This window comes from Insulibacter thermoxylanivorax (assembly GCF_015472005.1).
GTDB lineage: Bacteria > Bacillota > Bacilli > Paenibacillales > DA-C8 > Insulibacter > Insulibacter thermoxylanivorax.
Genome location: NZ_BMAQ01000042.1, coordinates 14,648 through 27,511 on the forward strand (window position 1 = coordinate 14,648; position 12,864 = coordinate 27,511).

Consider the following 12,864-nt stretch of genomic DNA (forward strand, 5'->3'; position numbering starts at 1 on the left):
GCACAAGAAGAAACGAAGAAAGTAGAAATTTTATTCGAGGATTCGGTACGTGCTTACAGAAGTACCGATGAAAGTTATAGATTAAGTACAATAAACAAGCTTGATGAGCTATACGGGACTGAGTTCTATAAAGACCGTACTTTTTTCAAGGTTAAATATTCCGAATATATTCAATGGCTGTCAGAACAGTCTTACGGGATGATTGACTTAGAGCAAATGCAGCACTTTTCGATCTTAGCAGTCGATTCTATTGTGGATATTATTGCTGCGTACGAACCAAAGGTTTCCAAGCTATTTTGATGTTTGAGTCGGTTAGAATCGACAGTTTTTGTTGACTCACTTGAGGGATGCATACTGGCGTACGGTGAATCGGCATGATTTGTCGTCTCAGTCTTTAGAACATCGACTTCGGGCTTTGAGACAACAGATAATGTCGTCTCAGTCCTTGAACACTCGGCTGTGAGTGCTGAAACAACAAATAATATCGACTCAAGTCACAAACAGCACAAGCATCCTCTGAAACAACATTTTGTATCGATTTACACAGCAAAAAGTCTGCCCGCACTGTCTCCTCCCGCCAGCGAGATCGTTAATCGTATGAAACGCCCCTTGAGCCTTTAGCTCCAAGGGGCGTTTGATTGTACCAACTCGGCTTCCACGCTGGATTCAGCCTCTCGCCAGCACCAGAATCAGCGCCGCACAGACTCCAGCATCAACGCCGCATCGGCAACGGTAACATCAGTGACCATCATTCACCGGCAACAACACTAACGCAGCACTGGCACCGGAAACTTCAACGTCCATCAGTACCAGCACCAGTATCAGTGTCAGCTGCTGCACCTGCATCGGCGATCGCCAGGGCAGCATCAGCTTCTGTATCGGCACCGGCGTCAGCATCGCCGCCATTAGCTGGGAACTCGTCTTCCGGCAAGCGGATCCAGCGTTTCAGATAGCCTTGATCATACAGCGCTTTGATCAGAACGGTCAGCACCGGCGACAAGATCAAGCCGGCTACGCCGAAGATCGAGGTGGACAGCACCATGAAGGCGAGCATCGTGAAGGCGGATACGCCGAGGGAATTGCCCATGATCCTCGGTTCGAGGATCTGACGAATGGCCATGACGATCCCCAGCACAACGGTCAACCAGATGGCCAACCAGGTATTGCCGACGATGAGCAGGTAGATGATCCACGGGATGAAGAGCGCGGATACCCCGAGCAGCGGCAGAATATCCAGAAAGGCTGCGAACAAGGAGATCGTCAGCGCATTGTCGACACCCAGGATGAGCAGGGAGACCAAGATGATAACAAAAGAGATCGAGATCAGCTTGAACAGCGCTTTGAGATAGTTTACAATACCTTTCATCACGTTGTCCCGCAGGAAGTAGAAGGCCTTCTTGAAGGTGATCGGCGTTTTATCCTGCGCGACGCGTTTCCAGGTATTCGCCTCCAAGCTTAGGAAGAATGCCAGGATGATGGCAATCGTGAAGTCTACGATGAATCTGGAGACCGAATTGATCATGCCGATCAAGCTGGTAAGTCCGCTTTGCAGGATACTCGCAGCAAATTCAGCTAAGGAAGATGCATACTCTTGGATCTTCACTGTTACATCTTCCGGCAGGGCGTCCCATTCTGCTTGAAGGTTCGCCATTAAGACCGCCACTTGATCTTGGAATAGATTGGCGTAGGCAGGAATATTCTTAATCAATCCGGAGGTTTGGATGACGATCAGATATCCGACCCCGAACAGTAACGCCAGCAGAACGGCGGAATAGAATATTACAGATATGGATGTGGCGATGACCTTGCGCATGCCTCGGCGGTGCAAGAATCTCGCCAGCGGTTCGATGATCATGAAGATCACAAGTGCCAGCAAGATCGGTGCGGCGATATCATACAGCCAGCTGAACAGCCACATGATGAGATAGACCGTGAGTATGATCATTCCGATGTCAAATGCGGTGCGCCAATATTTTTTGTAAAACTCGATCATCTTGGTCCTCCTTGCTCGAATCAGCACTTATTGATAATATATTGATGATATGATGTAAGCGGATAATCTTGTTCAAATTATAAATTATAGCCGATTTTTTGGAAGAAAGGAAATGTAAGATCGTCGCTTATGCTTAGAAGATGGCACTTTTAATAGTTTTGGTGTAGTATATAACTAATAGTAAGTGACGGTCAAGATAGGAGGGGATCAGTATGTACCGGCTCGGACAGAAGGTATACATTGTCGGCGACAAGTTTGAGCAGAACTTGCCGATCGGCGAATACGGGTACATCATCGCGTATGACCGCAATGCCGACAATGCATTCGACTACGTCGTCAGGATTCCAAAGTTAGGCAAGCACGTGTACGTGCCTGCTTCCGATATTGAATTAGAAGAAGTCCTTCTGAAGAAGGAGGCTGACCGGATCGAACGGGAAGCGCTGATCGACTTCGCGCTTGCGACAAGGAATGAGGAATTATTCAGACGCATCATGAACGGGGATAAGGAAGAAGATGACGAGAAGAGCAAGGAAGTCCAGTCGACGGAAGATTTTATCAAGCAGGTCAATCTCCGTGCTTGGATCTAATCTGCCGGATTCCAAACGTATCTACCTATTATAAAGCCGCTCTATCCTTTCAGGATGGGCGGCTTGTTTCATATTCATCGGATCAGCTCAGTCTGGGTTGAGATCGATGAACGATCTTGATTCGACCAAGATTTGTCAAGGGTTTCGCCGATCGTTATAATAAGACTTGGGCTTGCTTCATCCAGCCTAATACGGAGCAGAAAGGATGTACGGTGATGAATGAGATGCAAACCTTTACGAACAGTTGGTCCAGTCATCGCAAGGCATTGGTACAATTGGTAGAGCGGGCGGGCGATGAGCATCTGCCCTTCAAGCCGTGGGACGGTGCGATGACGTTTGCAGAACTAGTCGTGCATATCGTCGGTTCGACGCATATGTTCGTGTCGATCGTCAGCGACAAAGAGAATGCTGCCGATGAGTCGCCGACAGTCAGCTCGGCGGATGAACTGCGCAAGCTCGTGCAGGATCTGACTAAGAGCACGCAGGAGATGCTTGAAGCGATAACTGAGGATCAGTTAGACCGAACCGTACAATTCGCTTCGATGTCCATGTCAGGCAAAGCGATGTTAGAGATGGCGAAGGAGCATGAGATCCATCACAAAGGCCAGCTCTTCACTTATGCCAGAATCTGCGGGATCAAGGATTTGCCGTTCTTCGTCATCCGTGGATAGTGTATAGGCAGCGATATTCGCTGCAGGTTGGACCGGAATCGCGCAGGTATGGGATTTCGGTCCTTTTTAGATGATAAGCGTGTAATTGAGTTGATCTTATAGGTAAGATATAATATTGAGAATGTAGATGTGTAAGAATGACAGGAGGGTGCGAGCATGAGCAGGATCACGATCCAAGATGTTGAACATGTGGCCAAGCTGGCCCGGTTAGAACTGCAAGACGATGAGAAGGAGAAGTTCGCTGAGCAGCTTGATGCTATACTGCAGTATATTCAGAAGTTAGAAGAACTGAACACGGACGATGTAGAACCCACCAGTCATGTTATTCCGCTGGTGAATGTGATGCGCGAGGATGAGCCCCGTCCATCGCTGCCGATTGACAAAGTCCTGTTGAACGCGCCGGACCATGAAGACGGACATTTCAAAGTCCCGGCTGTCTTAGAATAGCGGAAGGGGGAATATAGCGTGTCTTTACTGGACCTTAGATTACAGGAGTTACATAGCCGCTTGGAGCAAAAGGAGATCACCGTGTCGGATTTGGTGGATGCTTCCCTGAAGCGGATCCGTGCTGTTGATGGGAAGATCGGGGCATTCCTCAACATCGATGAAGAGGGTGCGAAGGAAACGGCTAAGAAGCTGCAGGAGAAGTTGGACAAGGGAGAGAAGCGCGGCCTGCTCTTCGGCCTTCCTGCTGCTTTGAAGGATAATATCGTCACAGAAGGGATCGTGACGACTTGTGCGAGCAAGCATCTGGAGAACTATCAGCCGATCTATGATGCAACGGTCGTTCAGAAGCTGAAAGAGGCGGAATCCGTCGTGCTTGGCAAGTGCAACATGGACGAATTTGCGATGGGCGGATCCAGTGAAACCTCTGCTTATAAGATCACGCGTAACCCATGGAACGAAGAACATGTTCCCGGCGGTTCCAGCAGCGGTTCTGCTGCGGCGGTAGCGGCGGGGGAGGTTTATTTTGCGCTGGGTACGGATACGGGGGGTTCCATTCGCCAGCCTGCTTCTTATTGCGGAGTGGTTGGTTTGAAGCCTACGTACGGCCGGGTGTCGCGTTTCGGTGCTGTGGCCTTTGCTTCTTCGCTGGATCAGATCGGTCCGATTACCAAAAACGTCGAGGACGCTGCCTATGTGCTGCAGAGCATCGCAGGATATGACCCGATGGATTCCACATCGGCGAATGTGGAAGTGCCGAATTATCTCAGTGCGCTGACGGGCGATGTCAAAGGCCTGCGCATCGGCGTGCCGAAGGAGTATCTCGGCGAGGGGATCGATCCAGCGGTGAAGGATGCCGTGATGAATGCGCTTAAGGTTCTGGAAGGTCTTGGGGCGACTTGGGAAGAGATCGCGCTGCCTCATACGGAGTACGCGATTGCTTCCTATTATATCATCGCTTCCTCGGAAGCATCGTCCAATCTGGCGAGATTCGACGGCATCCGCTACGGCGTGCGTTCGGCTAATGCAAGCAGCCTGCTGGAAGTTTATGAGAAGTCGCGCAGCGAAGGCTTCGGTCCTGAGGTCAAACGCCGTATCATGCTGGGCACCTACGCACTAAGCTCCGGCTATTATGATGCCTATTACTTGAAAGCGCAGAAAGTGCGCACCTTGATCAAACAGGATTTCGATCGCGCCTTTGAACAGGTGGATGTGATTATCGGTCCGACGACGCCGACGCCGGCCTTTAAGATTGGCGAACTGATCGATGATCCGTTGACGATGTATCTGAACGATGTATGCACGGTTCCGGTCAGCTTGGCAGGTATGCCGGCGATCAGTGTGCCTTGCGGCATGGTAAACGGTCTGCCGGTCGGCATGCAGGTAATCGGCAAGGCGTTCGATGAGGCAACGATTCTCCGAGTCGCTCATGCCTTCGAACAGAGCACGGAATTTCACAAACTTCGTCCGTCGCTGTAAGCGGCGTGATCCGATAGGAGGTTCTTATTCATGACAGCAACGCCAAAATACGAAACCGTCATCGGCTTAGAGGTTCACGTCGAGCTTCATACGAAGACGAAGATCTTCTGCGGCTGCTCGACCTCGTTTGGCGCGCCGCCCAACCAGCATACTTGTCCGATCTGTCTCGGACATCCGGGCGTGCTGCCGGTACTGAATCGACAAGCGGTTGAATATGCTATGAAAGCAGCGATGGCGCTGAACTGCGAGATCTCAACCCATACCAAATTCGATCGCAAAAACTATTTTTATCCGGACTCTCCGAAGGCGTATCAGATCTCGCAAGACGATCAGCCGATCGGGAAGAACGGCTGGATCGATATCGAGATCGACGGTCAGACGAAGCGGATCGGCATCACTCGCGTGCATCTTGAAGAAGACGCGGGCAAGCTGCTGCACGTGGAAGGGGAGAACGCTTCGCTGGTCGACTTCAACCGGGTTGGCACACCGCTGATCGAGATCGTCTCGGAGCCGGATATCCGTTCGCCGGAGGAAGCCCGGCTGTATCTGGAGAAGCTGCGGGCCATTATGCTGTACTGCGGCGTATCCGATGTGAAGATGGAGGAAGGGTCGCTCCGCTGTGACGCGAATATCTCGCTGCGCCCATACGGACAGGAGAAGTTCGGCACGCGTGTGGAGCTTAAGAATATGAACTCCTTCCGCAGCGTGCAGCGCGGTTTGGAATATGAAGAGTGGCGTCAGGCGGATGTCCTGGACAGCGGCGGTGAAGTAGTACAGGAAACCCGTCGTTACGACGAAGCGACCGGCAAGACGATCTCTATGCGCAGCAAAGAGGATTCAGAAGACTACCGTTACTTCTCGGATCCGGACCTGGTGCGCCTCTATATCGATGATGAGTGGAAGGAACGGGTGCGTGCCACCATTCCTGAGCTTCCGGATTCCCGCAAGGCGAGATATGTTCGGGATTACGGCCTGCCGACCTATGATGCGGAAGTGATCACCACTTCCAAAGAGCTTGCGGACCTCTTCGAAGAAAGCTTGAAGTACACCCAGGATGCCAAGGCCGTCGCCAACTGGATCATGGGTGATCTGCTCGGCTACTTGAATGCCAACAACCTTGAATTGTCGCAAGTGAAGATCAGCGGCCAAGGGCTGGGCGAGATGATCGGTTTGATCGAGAAGGGCACGATCAGCGGTAAGATCGCCAAGACGGTGTTCAAGGAGATGCTCGAGACCGGCAAGTCGCCGCAGGCGATCGTCGAAGAGAAAGGGCTCGTACAGATCAATGATGAGGGAGCGATCAAAGCCATCGTTGACCAAGTGATCGCGAATAATCCGCAGTCTGTCGAGGACTACAAAGCAGGCAAGCAGAAGGCGATCGGTTATCTCGTCGGTCAAGTGATGAAGGAAACGCGTGGCAAGGCGAATCCGGGTTTGGTGAACAAGCTGATCTTAGAAGCGATTAACAGTCAATAGTACGGGATGTCTCCGCAGGTGCAGGGTGAATTGTTGAACTGCTGAGATCGCCTCTAACCATCTACAGATGCTCGTCAGATGATCGGTATTGTTGCCGACCATCAGGCATGAAGGGAAGATGGCCTATGGTGCACATGGGAAGATATACCGCGGCGCTGCTCCTGATCGCAACAGGCGCAGCGCTGGTGTTTGATCAAATGTCTGGAACCCAATATATGCGCACGCTGGTTGAATGGTGGCCGGCAGTCTTAATCGTGCTGGGCGTCGAAGTGATCCTGTTGAGCTTGATCTATCGGAACCAGCCAGACAAGCTGCATTTCTCGTTCGGATCCGTATTTGGAGCGGCCGCCATCGCCTTCGTCGTGATGCTCATGACGGGCTTCGGCACGGGGAATATGGACACGCTGAACTGGCGCTTCTGGGAACAAGCTTGGAATCGGGTGGAGCGCCCCGTCGAGTATGTGCAGCCGGGTGCACAGACGGAGTTAATCCGCGTAAAAAACAGAAACGGCAAAGTGCTTCTGCAGTCGGGCGATACGGATCAAGTAGCGCTTCAATCCACGATCGTCTACTCGGGGCTGCTTAGTCAGCACGAAGCCCGTGCCGTTGAAGATGAATCCCGTCTGGAGATCCGTGATGACGGCAGGACGTTAGAGATCGAAGCCGTTGGAAAGAGGTACCGGAGATTCTTCTGGACGACGGAAGCTCGGATGGATGTGATCATCACCGTTCCGCGGGATCGCCTCTTCGATTACGAGCTCGAGCTGGCCAATGGAGATATCGATATCCGCAGTCTGGAACTGTTGGAGCGGATGAGCGTTCGAACCAGCAACGGCGATATCGATATCTATGACATCGCCGGCGATGTTCGGGCGGTAACGAAGAACGGCAATATCCATATCGGCCGCATGTATTCACAGGTCGAGGCGGAAACGAGCAATGGCGATGTCTGGATCACCGATGTCCGAGGACCGGCTGAAGTCAGAACGAAGAATGGCGACGTTGAAGCCAGGGATATCTACTCTTCCTTCATCGCGGAGACGAGCAATGGGGATATCATCGTAAGCTCTCCAATCGTCGGCGGCAATTGGAAGTTCTTATCGAAGAACGGGGATCTTGAACTCGAAGTACCGGAGACAGGAGATTACCGGATTCGCGGCAGAGGGGATATCAAAACCTCGATCCCATGGCTGAACAAGAAACGGAAGTCGGTAGAAGGCGAGATCGGCAGCGGACTGCATGTGATCGAAGCAGAGACGAAGAATGGCGACCTGGAAATCGATCTTATTCAGAAGTAGAGAGCAGTGTGGCCGTTTCCGAAGGTTCTTAGATGAGAGAGGATCCAATTATCGGTTATTGTCGAACGATTTATTGACAAGAAGCGTATTACAGACTTAAAATAAGAATATAATAATAATAATTATAATCTGACGAAATCGTACATGAAGGTGGTGAGGCGTAATGTCCTCTCGAGTCGAACACGCTTTGCAGAAGTTAAAGGCGACCGGTATTCGCATGACTCCGCAAAGGCAAGCGATCTTGACATTCCTGATGGAATCTATGACGCATCCGAGTGCGGATGAGATCTATAGATCCCTGGAACCCAAATTCCCTAATATGAGTGTGGCAACGGTCTATAACAACCTCAAAGTGTTCGTAGAAGCGGGATTAGTGCGAGAGCTGACCTATGGTGATGGCGCTAGTCGGTTCGATGCGGATATGAGCGATCACTATCATGTCACCTGCGAACAATGCGGAACGATCGTTGACTTCGAGCACTCACCCTTATCGGATATCGAACGAGAAGTGGAACAGCATACGGGCTTCGTAGTTAAGGGCCATCGCATGGAGTTTTACGGCACATGCCCGGATTGCATGGCGAAGTCATCGTCTGTGCACTAATTAACAGACGATATGGAGCATTTGCTTGTGATGAGCCCAGTTGGTGCCTATGTGCGTTAACGCATTTTTCTATCTTCCACACTGTGATAGATGAGGTATAATGAACGTGTTGCGATAAGCGGCACGTTTTTTCTTGTGCGTTAATGCTTTGATATCTGAGAGGAGAGGAAATGTACGAGTGGAGCAAACATTCACACCAAGGCCTTCCCGCAGACGCAGACGAAGCGGCCGTTGGATGAGTCGTCTCATCGTCCTGGCTGCCTTGGCATGGATTGCCTATTCCGTCGTGCTGGTCTACAACCACTGGCAGGAAAATCTGCCGAACAAGGAACACGTGCCCTTCGTTTACGACGGAATCGAGCAGCCAATCTATTACCAAGGCCAATTATATTCGCTGTCTGCCAGGGGTCAAGGGGATGCGCTGCAGCTTCCATTGGACTTCGTCCGCGAATATATCGATCCATATCTAACTTACGAAGAAGAAAGCCATTCGGTGATCTTAACGACGAAGGATCGCGTCATCCGCTTCAAGACGGAACAGCTCACCGCTTATATGAACGAGCAGCCCTTCGATCTGGAATACCCGGTTGAAGTGGTCGATGAGATCGTCTATATGCCGATTGCTCCGCTGTTAGACTTCTACGGCATACGCATCATGCAGGATGAGACGACGGGCGTGGTGCATGTGATGAAGCAAGGCGACGCAGTGCAGTGGGGAATCGCTGTACCGGGTGAAGATATGGAGACGATCGCCGTGCGTACCGCACCCACCATCAAAGCAGAGATTTATGCCGATCTGCGGATGGGAGAAGAGTTGATGCTCTGGGGCGAAGAGCAGGGCTGGTATATCGTGCAATTGACGAATGGGATTCTGGGCTATGCCCGCAAGCAGGATGTGCAGCTGTCGAAGATTGATCAAGTTCCCATGGAACCTAAGACGGTGCCCAACGTTCCTTGGCAGCCCTTGGGCGGCAAAGTCAACCTGACTTGGGAACATGTGACCGCCTATGGCAAAACGAATACCAGTGCGATTGGCGATATGCCGGGACTGAATGTGGTCTCCCCAACGTGGTTCCATCTAAAGGACGGCAAGGGCAATCTGACGAATCTCGCAGATCCGGCTTATATGAGCTGGGCGCATGATCGCGGGTATCAAGTATGGGCTTTGTTCAGCAATAATTTCGATCCGGATATTACCACGGAGGCCTTGGCCAGCTATGACACACGGATGCATATGATCAAGCAGCTGCTGTCCTTCGCGGAACTCTATAATCTGCAAGGGATCAATATCGACTTTGAGAACGTGTATCTCAAAGATAAGGACAAGCTGACCCAGTTCGTCAGAGAGTTGACGCCGCTGGCGCATGAGCAGGGACTGGTGATCTCGATTGATGTTACCGTGCGCGGCGGCAGCGAGATGTGGTCCTTGTTCCTGGACCGCAAGGCGCTTGGCGAAATCGTCGATTATATGATCTTGATGGGCTATGACGAACACTGGGCATCGAGCCCGGCAGCGGGATCCGTTGCTTCTCTGTCATGGGCTGAGAAAGGAATCAGGGATATTATCGCCTATGACGAAGTGCCTGCATCCAAGATGATCTTAGGCGTGCCTTTCTACACCAGATTGTGGGCGGAAGAAGTCGTGGACGGCAAGGTGAAGGTGAGCTCGCGGGCGTTGTATATGTCCGGCGCTCAGAAGATCATCGCTGACCGTGGATTAACGCCGGTATTTGACGAGAAGACGGGACAGAACTATGTAAGCTATGAGGAAGACGGCATCACCTATAAGATGTGGATCGAGGATGAGGTCTCGATGCGCGCCAGAGCAGAGATCGTGAAACGTTTGGATTTAGCAGGGATCGCTTCGTGGCGAAGAGGATTCGAGACCCCGAATATCTGGGAAGTCATCGAAGATGTGTTGAAAGTCAGACCGGAATGATCTGCCAATAATAAGATCCGTCCCGATTAGGGCGGATCTTTCATTATATATCTCGGTGTTTCGTTAAGTCCTTAAGTCCCTTCTTGTTCAACGGCAACTGTCTGCTGACCGGCTGCGTACTTGCTGTCGAAGGTCAGGATCGTATGACAGAACATGCAGCGATCGGTCTTTCCGATCATCTTCGTAAGTTTGCCGCATTCCGGGCACTCGATGCTGACGGTGTTGGTTGACATCATACCCGCCCAGAAATAAACGAATAAACTCGCTAACAGCGCAAGTGTGCCTATGACCAAGAAGATATAGGCGAAGATCCTGCCGATCTCATGACCGAACACGACGATGCCGCCGGTGCCGATGATCATCAGGCAGAGCCCGCTCATCGTCAGAAGCAGTCCCCATGTACGGAATTCATTGATCTTAGCTGATTTCAGTTTCATCGAAAATTCACTCTTTTCTTTGGAAAAGTGATCCCCGTGTGCAGGAATGTTAACTAACTTGTAGAATTATTTATTTGTTTATAGGTTAATGGATTGTATTGCCGGGGGGGCTATCTTTGATCAACGCTAAGAAGCTTTATACAGACAGATATGAAGCCGATGAGCGAATCATCGGTCTGCTCATTGTGAATAATGACAACCAAATCCATCCGCTGCTGGGCGGTTTTGACACTTTGGTCCTGGTCATTACAACAGACGGATATATGTCACAATCTATCTCACATTATATTAAAGATGACGTCAGGATACAAGAAAGATGGCTGTATGCGCATCATCTGGAGCAATGGCTGTTCCAGGAGGAGTGCCGCTATGTCATTCAGTGGCTCCTCGAAGGGGAGATTGTATTCGATCGAACGGGTTATGTGACGAAGCTTCGGGAAGAACTTCGATCCTTCAGGCAGGATCTGAGGGAGGAACGGTTGCTGCAGGAATTCGCCCTATTCTTGAAGACATATCTGCAAAGCAAGGAATATCTGAAGCGGGAGTATTACCTCGATGCCTACAGCCAGATCGTCGAAGCGATTCATCACTGGGCGCGGATCGTCGTGATCGAAGCGGGGGTTCATCCAGAGGAGATCGTATGGGAGCAGGTCTACGAGATCAATCCCGGAGTGTACAAGCTGTATGATGAACTAACGCGCAGTGATGAGACATTGGAACAACGTTTGCAGCTCATCGTATTGGTCTGTGAATTTACGATTGTCTCGAAGATGAAGGACTGCTGCAAACTGCTGCTCGACATTCTGAAGAGCGGCAAACGCTCTTGGAGTGTCCTGGAGCTCAGCCGTCACCCTAGACTGCAGCATCTGAACATCGACTTGACCCCAGTTTTGAAGAAATTGGCGGCTAAATCGCTGGTCAAAGAGATCCTGGCGGTACGCGACCCTCAGTTTGCCGAGATCGAATTGCAGTACAGTGCCGTGTGACGACGGATCTGTGTGATGCTGATGCAGAACCTGGCGCGTATAATATGTACGAATTACATGACAATATGTCGTACAGGAGTTTGTGCGTTCAGTTGCGGGTATGCTTCCGCTAGCGGTTTTGCATCCTGCTGCGATTTTGTCCTAAAAATAGGACAAAAATACGTGTGGATGCGAACAGGATCAGGTCTTTGTCCTAAAAATAGGACAAAGACTGCATGATTTAATGCCAGATGCAGGTTTTTGTCCTAAATATCGGATAAAAATGGTGCATGCAGGTCTCCAGCCCGTGGTTTTGTCCTAATAATCGGACACAAAGTATGGAACACACTCCAGGAAGGAGACTTTATTCGAAAAATCGGTTGAAACTTATGATATTTATATTTCGATTGGATCACGGCTGGCTGCGGATATTTCCTTTGTTGCACCCTTGAGAAATATGTTCTGTATGATAATTTATCTCAATAGACAGGATACTAAGAGGAAACTTGTGAGCGAGAAATGCAGGTTTCTCATATGTAATTGATTTTTCAAATTAGATCCCCTTGACTTCCTGTGCCAAGCTATGATAAATTATTTCTCGCCGCCGAAATTCGGCAACGGACTCTAATAAGTCTGAACCGAGGATGGCGGACTTGATTCGTTAGCTGAGCAAGTCTCATGGCTGAACGGTTGGCAGGATGCCGCTGGATCGGCCGAAAGAAAAAAACAAAAAAAGACTTGCAAAGTTGCTCGAATCTATGTTATAGTAAAAAAGTCGCCCTAAGGCGCCGACAACAAAGTCGATGTCGCTGAGTGACGACAAGATCAACACGCTTGTTCTTTGAAAACTGCAGAACGAACATGTAATGTCCTGACAGTAAGACATGGCTAGCCGATGACGGTTAGTGCATCTTACACGTCAATGAATGAACTTTCGAGCTTAGTTCAAAAGCTCTGTAATATCCCTCTGG

11 protein-coding genes are annotated in these 12,864 nt (G+C 50.4%); 9 read left to right on the forward strand and 2 right to left on the reverse strand.

What is annotated here, in order from left to right; genetic code table 11:
* Positions 1 to 793: 793 nt before the first annotated feature.
* Positions 794 to 1,993 (reverse strand): sporulation integral membrane protein YtvI, encoded by a 1,200-nt coding sequence (gene ytvI, locus PRECH8_RS13170; protein ID WP_200967553.1) that lies wholly within the window; start codon positions 1,991 to 1,993, stop codon positions 794 to 796.
* A 212-nt stretch (positions 1,994 to 2,205) separates the two neighbouring features.
* Between ytvI and PRECH8_RS13175 the strand changes: the two genes are divergently transcribed.
* From PRECH8_RS13175 to PRECH8_RS13210, 8 genes are all read left to right on the forward strand, one after another.
* Positions 2,206 to 2,580 (forward strand): ATPase, encoded by a 375-nt coding sequence (locus tag PRECH8_RS13175; protein ID WP_200967554.1) that lies wholly within the window; start codon positions 2,206 to 2,208, stop codon positions 2,578 to 2,580.
* Positions 2,581 to 2,795: 215 nt separating this feature from the next.
* Complete coding sequence (locus PRECH8_RS13180) at positions 2,796 to 3,251, forward strand: DinB family protein (RefSeq protein WP_200967555.1); 456 nt, start codon at positions 2,796 to 2,798, stop codon at positions 3,249 to 3,251.
* 156 nt (positions 3,252 to 3,407) lie between these two features.
* Positions 3,408 to 3,698: an Asp-tRNA(Asn)/Glu-tRNA(Gln) amidotransferase subunit GatC gene (gatC, locus tag PRECH8_RS13185; protein ID WP_200967556.1), complete on the forward strand. Its 291-nt coding sequence runs from the start codon at positions 3,408 to 3,410 to the stop codon at positions 3,696 to 3,698.
* 18 nt (positions 3,699 to 3,716) lie between these two features.
* The gene (gene gatA, locus PRECH8_RS13190; RefSeq protein WP_200967557.1) at positions 3,717 to 5,174 is read left to right on the forward strand and encodes an Asp-tRNA(Asn)/Glu-tRNA(Gln) amidotransferase subunit GatA; all 1,458 of its coding nucleotides are present in this window, start codon (positions 3,717 to 3,719) and stop codon (positions 5,172 to 5,174) included.
* 30 nt (positions 5,175 to 5,204) lie between these two features.
* Complete coding sequence (gene gatB, locus PRECH8_RS13195; RefSeq protein WP_200967558.1) at positions 5,205 to 6,650, forward strand: Asp-tRNA(Asn)/Glu-tRNA(Gln) amidotransferase subunit GatB; 1,446 nt, start codon at positions 5,205 to 5,207, stop codon at positions 6,648 to 6,650.
* A gap of 134 nt (positions 6,651 to 6,784) precedes the next feature.
* Complete coding sequence (locus PRECH8_RS13200; protein WP_200967559.1) at positions 6,785 to 7,948, forward strand: DUF4097 family beta strand repeat-containing protein; 1,164 nt, start codon at positions 6,785 to 6,787, stop codon at positions 7,946 to 7,948.
* Positions 7,949 to 8,111: 163 nt separating this feature from the next.
* Entirely contained in the window at positions 8,112 to 8,552 is a 441-nt protein-coding gene (locus tag PRECH8_RS13205; RefSeq protein ID WP_200967560.1) for a Fur family transcriptional regulator, read from the forward strand.
* A gap of 178 nt (positions 8,553 to 8,730) precedes the next feature.
* The gene (locus PRECH8_RS13210) at positions 8,731 to 10,491 is read left to right on the forward strand and encodes a glycosyl hydrolase family 18 protein (protein ID WP_200967561.1); all 1,761 of its coding nucleotides are present in this window, start codon (positions 8,731 to 8,733) and stop codon (positions 10,489 to 10,491) included.
* A 71-nt stretch (positions 10,492 to 10,562) separates the two neighbouring features.
* Here PRECH8_RS13210 and PRECH8_RS13215 read toward each other — a convergent pair whose 3' ends face one another.
* Positions 10,563 to 10,928 carry a DUF2614 family zinc ribbon-containing protein gene (locus tag PRECH8_RS13215; protein WP_200967562.1) on the reverse strand — a complete coding sequence of 122 codons (366 nt, stop codon included), beginning with the start codon at positions 10,926 to 10,928 and terminating at the stop codon, positions 10,563 to 10,565.
* Between the two features lie 116 nt (positions 10,929 to 11,044).
* Between PRECH8_RS13215 and PRECH8_RS13220 the strand changes: the two genes are divergently transcribed.
* Positions 11,045 to 11,914 (forward strand): nucleotidyltransferase-like protein, encoded by an 870-nt coding sequence (locus tag PRECH8_RS13220; RefSeq protein WP_200967563.1) that lies wholly within the window; start codon positions 11,045 to 11,047, stop codon positions 11,912 to 11,914.
* The last annotated feature ends 950 nt before the right edge of the window (positions 11,915 to 12,864 follow it).